The following is a 14,960-nucleotide window of genomic DNA, read 5'->3' as shown; positions in this document are numbered from 1 at the left end:
TTTCACTATAGCTCTGCTAAACTAGCAGCCATCCATAAAATGATGAGTGAAAATGAGTTTAGCCAACCTGATTAATGAATTAAACCCTCAACAAAAACAAGCTGCTACGACTGAAAAAAAACATAGTCTAGTTCTTGCTGGGGCAGGTTGTGGCAAAACCAAAACCATTGTGGCACGAGCTGCATATCTCATTGATCAGGGCATTCCTGCCAATCAAATCCAAATTCTGACATTTACCCGCCGTTCTGCCAGCGAGATTGTGGCGCGAGTAGAACTTGCTTTAGGTGATCAGGCCAAAGGGTTACGAGCATCTACATTTCATACCTTCTGCATGTATTTACTCAGACGCGTGCCAAAAGCTTTTGGATTAGATCAATTTTCGATTATAGATCGTGATGATCAATTGATGCTGTTTCGTTTGATTCGTGGAAAAGACGATAAAAAGAATCCCAACGCTTTACCCAAACCACAACAGCTTTGTGATTTATATTCCTTTGCGCGTAATACCCGACAAAAACTAAGTTTGGCTTTAGAAAAGCAATTGCCTGAGTTTTTAGATGATAAAGACCAAATTGCTGAAATCATGAAAGAGTACGAAACCCGAAAGCGGGCACGTAGTTTTCTAGATTACGACGATATTCTCGCCGTGGTTGCTTCTGCTTTGGCTCAGTCGGATGGCTTAGCAGATTATGTCGCGGGCTTATGTCAGTACATGCTAGTTGATGAAATGCAGGATACCAATCCTTTGCAATGGGCGATTCTTGAACCATTAAAAGACAAAACATCATTGTTCTGTGTGGGGGATGATGCACAGTCAATTTATGGTTTTCGTGGTGCGGATTTTGAAAATATCCACCATTTTAAAGAACGTGTACCAGATGCAGAGATTTTTAAATTAGAAAAAAATTATCGCTCTACTCAAGAAATTTTAGATTTTTCAAACTGGTTGCTTGATCAAAGCGATATTCATTACGATAAAAAACTTGAAGCTTATCGTGGTGAAGGCATTAAACCGCGAATGCATGTTTTTCCAAACGAGTTTGATGAAGCAAAATGGATCGCGATCGACATCAAAGAGCGACATTTATTAGAAGGTTCAGCTTGGCATGACCACATGGTGTTGGTGCGCTCAGCCTTTGCGGCAAGACATATTGAGGCTGCTTTTATCCAAGCCAATGTTCCTTACCGATTTATTGGTGGGATGAAGTTACTTGAAACAGCGCATGTTAAAGACTTACTGAGCTTATTGCGTGTTATTGCCAATCCATTGGATGATATTGCATGGATGCGGTTTTTAACCTTGTGGAATGGCGTGGGCGATGTCGGTGCGAGTAAGCTGGCGCAACAACTGTTACTTGATGCAGATATTGAGAAAATCACAGAAAAATTAGAAAAGTTTGGACGCATTCCTGACAATACATTGCTGATTATGAAGCAAATGAGTGTATTGAAAACTGAAGTTGAAGCCTGTGTAAAACTCGGTGTAGAGGCTATTCTCAATCAACTTGAAGAAAATTATGCCAAAAAAGATTGGCATAAACGGGTGGGTGATTTTGATTTGGTTAAGCAATTGGCATCTAAACATACCCAACTGAGCGAGTTCTTAGAAGAATATGTGCTTGATCCTGTTTCAATCAGTGAAATTGAACGTCAGTCGCAAGATGATGTGGTGACTTTAATTACGATCCATTCTGCGAAAGGTACAGAACAAAAGGTTTGCTATGTGGCAAATGTCTCTGCGGGGCAATATCCTAATGCACGTGCTCAAGGAAATTTCGATGAAGTTGAGGAAGAGCGTCGTGTGCTTTATGTGGCTTTAACACGCGCCCAAAATGAACTTATTTTAACCAAACAAAATTTAAGTTTTTGGGCCCATACGCAAACGGATGAACAAGGTCGTAAGATTGAAAGTTATTTTCTCAATGACTTAACTCGAAATTTATGTACTACAGAAACCCACTACAGACAGCGAGAGCAAACTGTAAAAAGTGCCTTAATCGAACGTCGGGCGATTAATTTAGATTTTGGTATAGATCTAGATTAAACTATAGCAATCGTTTTTCATTCAAAAAGTAGGTAGGCGAGTGCTTTTTGATGTTTTTTGCCTCGTTTATATTTTAAGGTTGTGAGATGAAAATTTTAGTTCGTAATTTAGAACGTACTGTAACTGAAGCTGAATTGTTAGAGTTATTTAAGCAATATGGTACAGTAGATACTTGTACTTTAGTGCTTGATACGGCAACAGGAAAATCGAAAGGTTTTGCTTTTGTTGAAATGCCACATGGTAGAGAAGCAGTCAAAGCGATTAAAGCTTTGAATACTTTGCGCTTACATGGTCATGGAATTCGTGTAAAAGCAGCGGAAGATAAGCCAGAAGCATAATTGGCAGATATTCTAAGGAGCATTTATTGCTCCTTTTTTTATTTTAGTATTTAAATGATCTCGCCAAATCATGATAAAAATAAAAACTTAAACTGATATTTTTGTAAAAACGAGCGCTATCTATTTTATTGACATACAACATGGATAAAATTCATTGTGATTTTTGTTCAATAAAGATTAAGCTAAGACTGTAAAGAATGCCAAAATCTTAGGGAACTTCCATGTCACGTGTAGCTCGCTTTCATGCAGACCGTACCAATCAAAAACTTTACTTTGCTCGTCTTGCATGTATGCAAGGAGAACAAACTGAAAATGTTCAACAAGCTCAAGCACATCGTGAAGCAGCAGTATTTCATTTACATGGTGCGGTTTTAGCCTTTCTGCAAGAGTTGGTACGTTATTACCGTTTAAATGATTTTTCCCCAACCTTAAAGTCAATCGAAGAAAATATGGCGGCTAAAGGACAAGTATCACCAGAAGTTTTAGTGATGCAAAAATTAGCCAAAGAAGGATTTATTGCCGAACTCAAAAGAGCATATCGACTTTGTCAGTATGCACCTGAGCCAAGTGCACCAGAACCAGAAGATGAAACATCATCAAACTTAATTATCAAAGTGACTCAAACACCACAAGCTTGGTTGCCTGATACAAAGATTCTAAGAGAGTGGCACCGAGATTTATCGCAGCTTATTGATGGTTTTCGTAATGAAATGGTTGAATTCTGATCTTTTTGATCAGATATACTTGAAATTTTGTTTTAAATGACTATATAAAATATCTACAAGATGCAAAGTGCATTCAGCACCTTGCCCCATGTTGAGCATGGAGGATTTATGTCTATCGAACAGTTAAAAGAGTTATTTGGAAATCAGGAAGCTATTTTGGAGTTGGTACAGCTCGAAGGTGGGGAGCTGGCACTGCGTAATGCAGGTTCTGAAAAAGAGCCATTGGTCACTATTCAATTTAATGAAGAAGTGAAAGCACTACTGGGTGATCAAACGCCAGCGATTGCGCAACAGATGATTCAAGCTGCATTATTTGCGTTACTTGAAAAACAGGCAGATGAATGGCACGCTGAAGTTGTAGATGAACAACCAAAATTTATGAGCTAGTGATTTCATTTATTCTAGAATAAATACAATAAACGCACTTTCGAGTGCGTTTTTCTTTGTATGTCAATAGCATGATATTCATAGAGGATATCAAAAGAAGATATCAAATTATAAAAGCTATATCTTTGTCCAATAGTGGCATTCATGCCACTATTGGAGGTAAACACCACGAATAAGCAAACTTTCACAAATAAATGTTCAGTTGCTTTAAGTGAGTTTTGACGATAGCCCTATTTCAATGTGTGGGTTCATGATGATGAGCAATTTGGATTTGGTTTAAAATATGATTACTCATGTTTTTCGCCATTTCTTCTTTTGCATAATACACTTCACCAACATTGTCTTTACGGATCACTTCAGCTTCTTCTTTATTTTCAGCACAGACTAACACTTGAATTTCTGGATTAAGTAGCTTGGCCGTATCGACAATTTTATGAATATCTACAATATCCATCGGTGAAATCACCAATAGTCGTGCATGTTGGATATGGGCTTGAATCAATACACTGGGTTCAGTTGCTCGACCAGAAACCGCAGCAATGCCTTTTTCACGCAAATTCTCTACAATCTCGCGGTTCTCTTCAGCGATAACCACTTTGATGCCATCATCCATCAATGTTTTGGTTATACGACGTCCGACTTCACCATGACCAACAATCACCACTTGATCGCGTAAATACGCTTGATCGACTTCATCTGGAAGCATCGCCAATGGGTCACCACTACGTTCAAGTAAGCGTGCTAAATGCGAACGCTCACGGATCCAGTTTTGTACTGGTTCAATCGCAGAAAATAGGAATGAATTGAGCGTGATGGAAAATAAAGCACCCGCTAAGATTAAGTTTTGTGCTTCAGGACTAAGCAATCCCAGCGATAAGCCTAAAGTTGCGAGAATAAAGGAAAACTCACCAATTTGTGCCAGACTGGCACCCACTGTTAATGCTGTGTTGATGGGATAACGGAAAAATAATACCAATGCCATTGCAGCTAACGTCTTACCAATCATAATAATGGCGATGACCGCTAAAATATGCAGAGGCTGTTCCACAAGGATACGCGGATCAAATAACATTCCGACAGAAACGAAAAATAGGATCGAAAAAATTTCTCGTAAAGGTAAGGTTTCCTCTTCTGCACGATGGCTAAAATCTGATTCCTTAACCACCATCCCGGCAAAGAATGCTCCAAGTGCCATAGAAACACCGAAGATTGCGTATGAGCCATATGCGATGGATACTGCTGCTGCGACCACAGTTAATGTAAAAAGCTCTCTAGAGCCTAAACGTGCCACATATTGCATAATCATTGGGACAAGTCGTTTCCCAATAATCAGCATAAATGCAATAAAACCTGTCACTTTTAATAGGGTAATACCGAGTGTTAACCAAATATTTTGATCAGATTCATGCCCTGCAATGGTGTGTCCGCCTAAAAGTACTGCTGTTGCAGGCAGTAGAACGAGGACTAAAACCATGACCAGATCTTCGACCAACAACCAACCAACGGCAATTTTACCATTTACAGAGTTAAGTAGTCCTTTGTCGCCTAATGCTTTGAGTAAAACCACAGTACTTGCACAAGATAAACTTAAGCCAAAGACCAGCGCAGAGCCAAAGCTCCAACCCCAAAAAATGGAAACAGCCATACCGAGTAATGTGGCAACTGCAATTTGTAAAATCGCACCAGGAAGGGCAATTTTTCGGACTTGCATTAAATCATTCAGTGAAAAATGCATCCCAACACCGAACATTAAGAACATGACACCTAATTCAGCAAGCTGATTGGCCAGCGCGATATCTGCAACAACACCTGGGGTATTGGGGCTGATGATAATTCCCGCAATTAAATAACCAATCAAAGGTGGTAGGCGTAATCGTGCAGCGATATAGCCAAAAATCAGTGCTATACCAAAACCAACTGCAAGTAAAATAATCAGATCTACATCATGAGGCACTAAATACTCCTTAAATCTTCAGGAGAAATCATTCAAAAAATCATTTCTTAAGGTAATGACTTTGTATAAAGCCATATAAAATGCACAATCAGTGCCAAATTCGTTAAAGAGTTTAACAAGTCGAAGAAAAAAAAGGCAAAAAAAACGATCCAAATGGATCGTATTTTTTAAGAAAACTAAAATTATTTAATTTTAGCTTCTTTGAAGATTACGTGTTGACGGATTTTTGGATCAAATTTTTTGATTTCCATTTTTTCCGGCATAGTACGTTTGTTCTTAGTAGTGGTATAGAAATAACCTGTACCAGCAGTAGAAACTAAGCGAATTTTATCACGCATGGTTCAGACTCCTTAGATCTTTTGACCTTGAGCACGAAGGTCAGCAACAACCTTTTCAATGCCCAATTTGTCGATAATACGCATACCTTTAGTGGTTAAACGAAGACGTACGAAACGTTTTTCGCTTTCTAACCAGAAACGGTGGTGATGCAGGTTCGGCTCGAACCGGCGTTTAGTTTTGTTGTTGGCGTGTGAGACGTTGTTACCAACGACTGGACGCTTGCCGGTAACTTGGCAAACCTTAGACATGGTGTAACTCCATTGATTTAGCCAACAGCAAATCTGTATGGCCAGTCAAAATAAAACGGATTGAATTCATTCAAGGGGCGTTTTATACCAAAATTCCGCTTAAAAGACAAGCGGAATTCGTCAAAACGCAACATGATCCAATTTGATAGATCATGCCTTGATCAGTTAACGTAAGAAAGTTTTCTCTAAAATCTTATTTAGGGCTTTGTCATAAGGCGCTAATATGAATTTTAAGCTAAATAGCTTAGGAATAGACATTACCGAACGCTCATGTGATAAACCAAAGAAACCTTCTGGGCCATGATATTTGCCCATACCAGATGCGCCAACGCCACCAAATGGTAAATCGTCTTGTGCAACATGGGTAACTACGGAATTTTGACCGAAATGCCCAGAATGGGTACGTTGGGAAACGTATTCTGCGCGGGCATTGTCAAAGTCGAAGTAGTATAAAGCAAGTGGACGCGGTCTGCCATTAATAAAGTCAATCACATCGTCAATTTGATCATATTCCATAATAGGAAGAACTGGGCCAAAGATTTCATTCTTCATAATGTCCATTGTTGGTAGGACGCTTGTTAAGAATGTGGGCGCAATTTTACGTACACTTGCTAATTCTTCATTTTGAGGATTGATTTCAATCAGCTCAGCACCTTGCTGTCGTGCATCCTCTAAATAACCTTGAACACGGTTATACTGCTTATCGTTGATAATACTAGTATAATCTTGATTGTCACGAATCGTTGGATACATTGATGTTGCAACTTGTTTAAAGCTTTCAATAAACTCGGTAGTTTTTCCTCTAGGGAGGAACATATAGTCTGGTGCTACACAGGTTTGACCAGAGTTCCATAATTTACCAAAAGCAATACGTTCAGCGACCAGATTGAGATCGCTTGAAGGATGTACGATTACAGGTGATTTACCACCAAGCTCAAGAATAACAGGCACTAGATTTTCGGCAGCAGCAGACATGACGGTTTTACCGACATTGGTAGAGCCAGTAAAAATGATTTTATCGAATGCTAAATGTGAAAATGCATCTGAAATTTGACCACCACCATTCACCACGGCAACCAATTCTTGTGGAAAAGCTTCTGAGAGTGCATTTTCAAGTACGAAGCCAAAATTAGAAGATGAACTTGAAATTTTGAGTATTGCGTGATTTCCTGCAGCCAATGCACAAATCAGTGGACCAACAGAAAGTAACAATGGATAGTTCCATGGTGCAATAATTCCAATCACACCTAAAGGCTGATATTGCACCCAAGCTTTGGCTGGTTGGTGTAAGATAGACACATGGCGCTTAGATGGTTTCATCCATGCTGTTAAATGCTTGCTATAATATTTAATTTGTTCTAAACATGTGAGTAGTTCACCAATTTTAGTTTCGCTGATCGAACGATTCCCATAGTCTTGATTGATTGCTTCTGCAAATTGATCTTGGTATTTTACGAGAACTTTCTTTAAGCGAGCTAAACGTTCAATACGTTCCTTTGCTGTAGGAACAGGATAGCGTTGATAAGCGACTTTCTGTTGTTCAAGAATGTCATGCATACGTTGAACTTCAGGTGAGTAAGAAGTCATTGAATTTGTTTTTGTATGACTGTTCATGACAAACACCATTTACGAATAGGTTAATATAATATAATTTTTAGAGTAAATACTCTAAATAGTCAAGTCACTTTATGTTAGCTTGTGCTAACGGTTAAAAATGGTAATAGGATGTCGAGCTCCAAAACTTTGAAAACGAAAGACCGAATTTTGCAGATTAGTCTGCAACTTTTTAATGAGCGCGGCGAACGTGCAGTTACAACAAATCATATTGCAGCAGAGCTTGGGATCAGTCCTGGAAATTTGTATTATCATTTTCGAAACAAACAAGAAATCATCAAAGAATTGATGGAACAATACCAAAAAGAAACTTTAGATATGCTGTCATTACCCGATGACCGTGGAGTCAATGCGAATGATAAAATCCGTTATTTCCAAGTTTTAAGCAGCCAGCTATGGGAATATCGCTTTCTACATCGTGATGTTTATCATTTAATTGAAAATAATGATGACTTTAGAAAAATTTACCCTCGCTTCGCTGGCAAGGTGATGCAACAAGGGCAAAAAATTTATCATGCCTTTGTTGAGGCGGGACTTATGCAGATGACACCTTCTGAAATTGAAGCACTCATCATCAATATTTGGATCGTGCTGACCAACTGGACAAATTTTCTTTATATGTCTGGGCATTTAAGTGATTCGAACCATTTAGATGAAAAATGGATTTGGCAAGCATTGCGCCAGATGGTGTTTTTGGAAGGCCCTTATTTACGTGGCGAAAGTCGTGAAACCTATGAACGCTTGCTAGAAAGCTTCGGTTCTTCGGAATTATTTGCCAGTTTATCTGCTGTAAAACGTGATTGAGGCTGAATCAAGATTGAAAGCTGATGAAAAAGCGTTAAAATATTTGGCTGTTTTTAAATTAACTTATAAGTGATATCCATCAACATGAACATGACTACTGCCAACACAGCGCGTCTACTGATTACTTGTGAAGACAAGCCAGGAATCGTGCAAGCTGTATCGAGCTTTTTGTATCATCAGGGCGCGAACATTACTGCGCTTGATCAATACGCAACTGAAGCTCAAGGCGGGCGTTATTTTATGCGTGTTGAGTTCGAACTCGATCATTTGCAATCTCGTCGAGAGAGTCTCATTCAAACTTTCGCAAGCAATGTGGCTGAACGTTATAGTATGCATTGGCGTTTGGCTTTGGTCAGTGACATTAAAAAAGTCGGTATTTTGGTGTCTAAAGTTGACCATGCTTTGCTTGAGTTGTTATGGCGTCATTCTCGAGGTGGCTTACCTTGTGAAATTACCCAAGTGGTTTCAAACCATGAAGACTTACGTGAATCTGTAGAAAACTTTGGTATTCCTTTTTATGTGGTTCCTGTTAATAAAGAAAATAAACGTGAAGCCTATACAAAGATCGATGAGTTGATGCAAGGCAATGATTTATTAGTTCTCGCACGTTATATGCAAATTCTTGATGAAGAGTTTGTACAAAAATGGGAAATGAAAGTGATCAATATTCATCACTCATTTTTACCTGCTTTTGTGGGGGCAAATCCATATAAACAGGCGTATGAAAAAGGCGTTAAATTGATTGGGGCAACAGCGCATTATGTGACTGCAGATCTGGATCAAGGTCCAATCATTGAGCAAGATGTAGAGCGAGTAAACCATGATTTTACTGTGGATCAACTGCGTGAATTAGGCCAAGACGTTGAACGTAATGTACTTGCTAGAGCGGTAAAATGGCATCTAGAAGACCGTATTATTGTCGATGGTAATAAGACTGTTGTTTTTCAGTAGCATATGAATATACATTTAATATGAGTCGTAAAACAAGGATGCTTTATGCATCCTTTTTTTATTTTTAATTTGTAAAATCGATTAAAAATATTGAAAAACCAGTTGCAAATGAAAACACTTCTCATTTATCATTGTTGCACTTTAATTGTTCTATCCGATGAGCTTAATCTATAAAATCATATTTTTGTAGTTTGCTCAATTTTAGGTATTTAGATTCTTATGAGTCAGTCTTCCATTGCACCACTTCAAACGCCACCACCGATGAAGAAAAAAGTCCTTGCTGCAGTATTAGCAGTTGTTGTCGGGCACGCAGGTGTGTTGTGGGGGGTAAGTCATATGAAACCATTTGAACTGCCTCAAATAAAGAAAGAACCTTTAAAAATCAAGTTTTTAAAGTTAAAAGAAGATGTTCCACCGCCGCCACCTCCTCCATCTGAACCCATCAAACCTAAAGTTCAACCAAAACCTATAGAGAAGAAAGTTGAGCCTAAACCAGTGGTTAAGCCAAAAATCATTGAGCAGAAAAAACCTGTAGAAAATGATGATCGGGCAAGAAAGCTTGAAGAACAAAAGCGTTTAGAAGAGCAACAGAAGCAGGATAAGGCACGTCAAGATGAGCAAAAACGTCTAGATGATCAAAAGCGTGCGGAACAGCAGAAACGTGAACAAGATGAACGTGACCGTCAAAAACGTGAACAAGATGAGCGCGATCGCCAACGTCGTGATCAAGAGCAAAGAAACACGCCGCGTAATGTAAACGAAGGTCAGGTGTCTTGGAGTCGTAGTCCACGTATCGCAAAAGAGCAATTACTTAAACTGATGTCTCCAGAAGATGGAACCAAGGTTGTAAATCTAGAAATTACTGCGGATGCGGGCGGAAATATTACCAATGTTCGTATTCTTCAATCCAGCGGTAATTCAAGTTTAGATAGTTATGTTGTTAAGCAGACTCAATCTGCAAAATTTAAAGCTTATAAAGAAAATGGTGCGGGTGTGCCGTTTAAAATTAGGCAAGATTTTGCGTTGTCGGTCTCTAAAGGTAAATAATTTTTTTAAGAATTAGGAAATGTGCATATGAACTTTTCAGTTTATTGGCAACATGCTGATGCGGTCAGTAAGACACTGTATTTTGTTTTATTGGCAATGTCTATTGCAACGTGGACTGTGTTCATTTTGCGTATTCTAGGCACGCGTCAACTCAAGCAGGTTGCTCAGGATCACCTTGCTCAGGCTTTAAAAGCCTTAAAAGCCAAGCTTGCGCCATTAAGCTTTGATCAACGTAAAGCAGTTGCAGAACAAGCGTTACTACGTCAAATTTCAGCTGAAAAAGCCAATGCAGAAAAAGGTGTTTCAGTTTTAGGAACGATTGCTTCACTTGCACCATTTGTAGGTTTGTTTGGTACAGTATGGGGAATCTTCCATGCGCTTGTTGCTGTAGGTAAAAGTGGTCAAGCCGGTTTAGCTCAAGTTGCAACACCAGTTGGTGAAGCACTGATCATGACGGGTTTAGGTCTTGCTGTTGCGATTCCAGCAGTATTGGCATATAACATTTGCGTACGTTTTAATCGGACATTGTCAAATGAGTTGCAAGATCAAGCACATGGTTTGTTAATTGATACGATGTTACAACAAGATTCTTCAACGCAAAAAGTTGAATCTGAATCTACAAATAAAGGTTTAGTTGGAGGTCAAGCTTAATGGCTTTTCAATTGGGAGAAGACAACGATTCTGGCATGAATGAGATGAATCTCATTCCGCTGATCGATATTATGTTGGTATTGATGATCATCTTCTTGGTGACAGCCACCGTTGCTAACCCATCGATACCATTAACTTTACCAAAGACCACAGCTGAAGTGATTGCGCCTCCACCTGAAGCAATTACCATCAGTATCAATCAGAATGGTGATGTGGCTTGGAATGATAAAGTCATCACTTTAGATGAATTGGCTAAACGATTTGATGAAGAAGGTCAAAAGCCAGTAAAACCAGCTGTTCAGTTAAGAGCGGATAAAGAATCTCGCTATGATACCGTTGCACAAGTGATGTCTCGTGCAAGTGAAGCAGGATTAAATGATCTTGCATTTATGAGTGATAATTAATTTGAATAATTACAAATATTTTAAAACCTCCTTTTAAGGAGGTTTTTTTTATGTTGATTTAAAAACAGACTTTTGTGTGAACCAAAAATTGAGCATTAAAAATTGATATGCATTTAAATTTTGATAAAACATAGATGGTATTTCTATCGTGAGGCGACATAAATGTCGCTAAGTTAGAGGAGGGTACAGACGTACCCTATCCAACATGAGCAAAAACAAAGTATTGCTTTGTTTGCAATGCAAGGTTTGCCATCCCACTACGAAAAGTGATTTAAACTATAAATGTAAAGCAAGGCATTATAAATTTGATCTTTAGAGATTTATCTTTCTGCAATAGTAAAAGTTTCATGCTTGATAAAGCTTAAGCACTCCTAGAAATTATTCAAAAACTTAGTTTGACAAGAAGTCTAATAGTTTGAGTATTTAAAATACTTAATCTTTGAGTAAGTCTTGAAACTGGCTATGGAGTTTGAGTAATTTTGGCGGAATGGCAAAATTACAATAACCTTGTGCAGGATTACGGGCAAAGAAGTTTTGATGGTATTCTTCGGCAGGATGGAAGGCGGGTGCTGAACTGAGTTCAGTCACAATATTTAAGCCATCTGCTTTGAGCTGTTCAATAAATTGCTCCGATTCAAGTTTTTGCTGTTCATTAAAGTAATAAATCACCGAACGATATTGTGTTCCAATATCATTACCTTGGCGATTTAATGTGGTTGGATCATGAATTGCAAAAAAAACCGTGAGTAATTGCTGATAACTGATTTGCTGTTCATCAAATTCAATCAAAATCACTTCAGCATGATTGGTATCCCCATTACAAATTGCTTCATAAGTTGGATTGGGAGTATGCCCGCCAGCATAACCACTGACTACGTGATTGACACCTTTGAGCTGTAAAAATACGGCTTCGGTACACCAAAAGCAGCCACCACCAAATAGAGCCTGTTGCATGTGAAGATCCCTTTATTTTTAAATTATAGAAAAGATGAAACGATACTAAAGATCATATCGTGAACTTGCTTAGTTTGTCATATAACCATTTAAGCATAGGTACAATACCTGTTTGATTCACTAAAGAGATCTGTTTAAATTGTTGCAAAATTTTAAAAGAGCAATCTACTTAAATTGCTGTTAACAACTTAAACTTTTATATTTAAGTCGAATCAAAAGACATTCAATAGAATGCCTTTTACTCATGATAATTTATTCGTCGTCTAATAAATCCATTTGTTTTGCAATTTGATAGAGATTATTTGAACGATTCCCTGTACGACAAAACATAAGTACTGGTTTTGGAAGCTCGTTAAAGCGGTTAGCAAAGCTTCTGACATCAACTTCTGTGATTTGACCAGCAACGACAGGTAGAAATACATAGTCCAAACCTGCTGCACGTGCAGCTTCTTCAATTTGAGCACTTGTGGGCTGTTCAGTTCCGCCTTCCAAATCAGGACGATTATTCATTACAGACTTAAAGCCTTTTTCTGCCACTTGAGCAATATGTTCTGGACCAATTTGACCAGCAAAACCAACATTTTCACTCATTTCGTCACTCCTATATGATTTAAAATCCAATATGCTATATATAATAGCATTAAGCTCAGAACTGAGTTTGAACGATAAAAGATTTATAAAAGAAATATCTATAAAAGATAACGCAATGGAGTGTGTATGTACGCATATACAGTTGAACCACTATATATCCCCATTGGACAAGAAGTCATAGCGGCAGATTTTTATCGACCTAAAAATCTAAAAAAACCTGCTGTTATTATTATGGCTCATGGATTTGCATGTTTAAGACAATTTAAGTTGGTGAGCTATGCGCAAAAAATTGCACAGGCAGGCTACGCGGTTGTGCTGTTTGATTATCGTTTTTGGGGAGGAAGTACAGGCTTTCCTCGTGAACTCATTTCATTGCAAAATCAGTTGGATGATTGGAAAACCGTGGTGAGTTATGTCGCAACACAAAAGAAAATTAATCCAAAAAAAATAGTGCTTTGGGGGACTTCTTTGAGTGGCGGCTATGTACTTAGTCTTGCAAGTGAGCTAAAAAGTGTCCAAGCCATTATGGTGCAAGTGCCTTATGTGGATGGGGCAGAAACTGCAAAATTATTTCCAATTCAACAGTTACCCAAGGCATTAAAAATATCCAGTCAAGATTATATGGGGGCAAAAGTTGGGATACTTCCACGAACTTTACCTGTGGTGCACCCCTTTGATTTATGCTTTATTCCGACTAAAGATAGTTATAACGGCTATATGTCAATTGTAAATCCAGACTACTTTTGGAGTGGTGAAGTTCCAGCACGTGTATTTTTTAATTTAATTCGCTTTAGACCCATTCAGACCGTTAGAAGTATTAATATTCCTGTGCTATTTATTGCGGCTAAAAAAGATAGTTTTATCCCTATTGAATCTAGCCGAGAAACTGCAACAAATATTGCACCTTTTGTGCAATATCATGAATGGGATATGGCGCATTTTGATATTTATCATGGGAAATGGTTGGAAAAATCAATTTTGACCCAATTAGAGTTTTTACATCAACATATTGGAGTGAGCTAGATGATTATTGTATGTCCATCATGTGGCGCAAAAAACCGAGTTCCCGAAGATAAATTAAATGCTCAACCCACTTGTGGTCAATGTCATCAAAATTTGATTGCACTTGCTCCTATTGAGTTAAATGAACAAAATTTCAGTAATTTTGTTAGTCATAGTGATTTGCCAATTATGATTGACTTATGGGCCGAGTGGTGTGGTCCTTGTAAAATGATGGCACCACATTTTGCTGAGGTTGCAAAAAATAACCCTCATGTGGTTTTTGCTAAAATTGATACCGAAGCGAATCCACGCTTAAGTAGTGCATTTAATATTCGCAGCATTCCAACTTTGGTTTTAATGAATAAAACCACGGAAGTTGCTAGAATAAGTGGTGCGTTACGTGCTAACCAATTACAAGAATGGTTAGATCAACAATTGAATGCCCATAAGTAATTTAGGGGCTCGGAGTTATTGTGTCAGATTCTCATGTAAAACCTGAAGGTACACTGTCTTTACAAACCATCGCAATGCCAGCAGATACAAACTGGAGTGGTGACGTTTTTGGTGGTTGGATTGTTTCACAAATGGATTTGGCTGGCGCAATTCATGCAGAACGCTTTAGTAAAGGGCGCTGTGCAACGATTTCGATTAATCAGATGACTTTTCTTGTTCCTGTAAAAGTGGGGGATGTGATCAGCTGTTATACCAAGCTGTTAAAGGTCGGTAATACATCGATTCAAATGCAGATTGAAGTTTGGGATAGTCATGACAGCTCTCGTGCTGCCAAACGAGTGACTGCTGGTGTATTTACCTTTGTCGCTGTAGATGTTGCGGGAAATAAACGTCAAATATCTGAAGATGTAAAACAGAAGTATTTAGCTTCGCAAAGTGCATAAATACTCGATAT

Annotated in this window: 18 protein-coding genes; 12 read left to right on the top strand and 6 right to left on the bottom strand. The window is 38.4% G+C overall.

Annotation, left to right across the window (positions count from 1 at the left end):
• Window positions 1-52 precede the first annotated feature (52 nt).
• From AC2G3J_RS17545 to AC2G3J_RS17530, 4 genes are all read left to right on the top strand, one after another.
• On the top strand, window positions 53-2,044 hold the full coding sequence (locus tag AC2G3J_RS17545; protein ID WP_419358906.1) for an ATP-dependent helicase: 1,992 nt from the start codon (window positions 53-55) through the stop codon (window positions 2,042-2,044).
• A gap of 86 nt (window positions 2,045-2,130) precedes the next feature.
• Window positions 2,131-2,382 carry an RNA recognition motif domain-containing protein gene (locus tag AC2G3J_RS17540; protein ID WP_336952167.1) on the top strand — a complete coding sequence of 84 codons (252 nt, stop codon included), beginning with the start codon at window positions 2,131-2,133 and terminating at the stop codon, window positions 2,380-2,382.
• 221 nt (window positions 2,383-2,603) lie between these two features.
• A complete protein-coding gene (locus tag AC2G3J_RS17535) occupies window positions 2,604-3,107 on the top strand; it encodes a DUF6586 family protein (RefSeq protein WP_004718012.1) in 504 nt (167 codons plus the stop codon).
• Window positions 3,108-3,215: 108 nt separating this feature from the next.
• Window positions 3,216-3,494 (top strand): hypothetical protein, encoded by a 279-nt coding sequence (locus AC2G3J_RS17530; protein ID WP_336952165.1) that lies wholly within the window; start codon window positions 3,216-3,218, stop codon window positions 3,492-3,494.
• Between the two features lie 235 nt (window positions 3,495-3,729).
• Here the strand turns inward: AC2G3J_RS17530 and AC2G3J_RS17525 are convergent, their stop codons facing one another.
• The 4 genes from AC2G3J_RS17525 to AC2G3J_RS17510 all read right to left on the bottom strand — a co-directional run bounded on the left by AC2G3J_RS17525 (window position 3,730) and on the right by AC2G3J_RS17510 (window position 7,649).
• Window positions 3,730-5,448, bottom strand: coding sequence for a cation:proton antiporter (locus AC2G3J_RS17525; protein WP_336952164.1), 1,719 nt, complete (start codon window positions 5,446-5,448; stop codon window positions 3,730-3,732).
• A 182-nt stretch (window positions 5,449-5,630) separates the two neighbouring features.
• Window positions 5,631-5,786, bottom strand: coding sequence for a 50S ribosomal protein L33 (rpmG, locus tag AC2G3J_RS17520; RefSeq protein WP_003654787.1), 156 nt, complete (start codon window positions 5,784-5,786; stop codon window positions 5,631-5,633).
• A gap of 12 nt (window positions 5,787-5,798) precedes the next feature.
• The gene (gene rpmB / locus AC2G3J_RS17515) at window positions 5,799-6,035 is read right to left on the bottom strand and encodes a 50S ribosomal protein L28 (RefSeq protein ID WP_000048256.1); all 237 of its coding nucleotides are present in this window, start codon (window positions 6,033-6,035) and stop codon (window positions 5,799-5,801) included.
• A gap of 165 nt (window positions 6,036-6,200) precedes the next feature.
• Entirely contained in the window at window positions 6,201-7,649 is a 1,449-nt protein-coding gene (locus AC2G3J_RS17510) for a coniferyl aldehyde dehydrogenase (protein WP_483770374.1), read from the bottom strand.
• A 111-nt stretch (window positions 7,650-7,760) separates the two neighbouring features.
• On the opposite strand from AC2G3J_RS17510, the gene AC2G3J_RS17505 reads away from it, so the two are divergent.
• The 5 genes from AC2G3J_RS17505 to AC2G3J_RS17485 all read left to right on the top strand — a co-directional run bounded on the left by AC2G3J_RS17505 (window position 7,761) and on the right by AC2G3J_RS17485 (window position 11,506).
• Window positions 7,761-8,453: a TetR/AcrR family transcriptional regulator gene (locus AC2G3J_RS17505; RefSeq protein ID WP_034611676.1), complete on the top strand. Its 693-nt coding sequence runs from the start codon at window positions 7,761-7,763 to the stop codon at window positions 8,451-8,453.
• Between the two features lie 84 nt (window positions 8,454-8,537).
• Window positions 8,538-9,404 carry a formyltetrahydrofolate deformylase gene (gene purU, locus AC2G3J_RS17500; RefSeq protein WP_336952161.1) on the top strand — a complete coding sequence of 289 codons (867 nt, stop codon included), beginning with the start codon at window positions 8,538-8,540 and terminating at the stop codon, window positions 9,402-9,404.
• Window positions 9,405-9,623: 219 nt separating this feature from the next.
• Complete coding sequence (locus tag AC2G3J_RS17495) at window positions 9,624-10,451, top strand: energy transducer TonB family protein (RefSeq protein WP_336952160.1); 828 nt, start codon at window positions 9,624-9,626, stop codon at window positions 10,449-10,451.
• A 27-nt stretch (window positions 10,452-10,478) separates the two neighbouring features.
• Window positions 10,479-11,102, top strand: a complete 624-nt coding sequence (locus AC2G3J_RS17490; RefSeq protein ID WP_004818829.1) for a MotA/TolQ/ExbB proton channel family protein — start codon at window positions 10,479-10,481, stop codon at window positions 11,100-11,102.
• Window positions 11,102-11,506 carry an ExbD/TolR family protein gene (locus AC2G3J_RS17485; protein ID WP_004717995.1) on the top strand — a complete coding sequence of 135 codons (405 nt, stop codon included), beginning with the start codon at window positions 11,102-11,104 and terminating at the stop codon, window positions 11,504-11,506. Before AC2G3J_RS17490 ends, AC2G3J_RS17485 begins: the two co-directional genes overlap by 1 nt.
• Before the next feature lie 432 nt (window positions 11,507-11,938).
• Here AC2G3J_RS17485 and msrA read toward each other — a convergent pair whose 3' ends face one another.
• A complete protein-coding gene (gene msrA, locus AC2G3J_RS17480) occupies window positions 11,939-12,460 on the bottom strand; it encodes a peptide-methionine (S)-S-oxide reductase MsrA (protein ID WP_419327067.1) in 522 nt (173 codons plus the stop codon).
• A gap of 252 nt (window positions 12,461-12,712) precedes the next feature.
• A complete protein-coding gene (locus tag AC2G3J_RS17475; protein ID WP_151956787.1) occupies window positions 12,713-13,051 on the bottom strand; it encodes a protein tyrosine phosphatase family protein in 339 nt (112 codons plus the stop codon).
• A gap of 126 nt (window positions 13,052-13,177) precedes the next feature.
• Here AC2G3J_RS17475 and AC2G3J_RS17470 point away from each other — a divergent pair, with 126 nt between their 5' ends.
• The 3 genes from AC2G3J_RS17470 to AC2G3J_RS17460 all read left to right on the top strand — a co-directional run bounded on the left by AC2G3J_RS17470 (window position 13,178) and on the right by AC2G3J_RS17460 (window position 14,949).
• A complete protein-coding gene (locus tag AC2G3J_RS17470) occupies window positions 13,178-14,074 on the top strand; it encodes an alpha/beta hydrolase (protein WP_336952157.1) in 897 nt (298 codons plus the stop codon).
• Window positions 14,075-14,506, top strand: a complete 432-nt coding sequence (gene trxC, locus AC2G3J_RS17465) for a thioredoxin TrxC (RefSeq protein WP_056516933.1) — start codon at window positions 14,075-14,077, stop codon at window positions 14,504-14,506.
• Window positions 14,507-14,580: 74 nt separating this feature from the next.
• Window positions 14,581-14,949 carry an acyl-CoA thioesterase gene (locus tag AC2G3J_RS17460; protein WP_419327076.1) on the top strand — a complete coding sequence of 123 codons (369 nt, stop codon included), beginning with the start codon at window positions 14,581-14,583 and terminating at the stop codon, window positions 14,947-14,949.
• Window positions 14,950-14,960: the final 11 nt, after the last annotated feature.

Source organism: Acinetobacter legionensis (assembly GCF_057165765.1).
The sequence above is the reverse complement of the archived record's forward strand: the minus strand, read 5'-3'. Positions and strand labels throughout refer to the sequence as shown.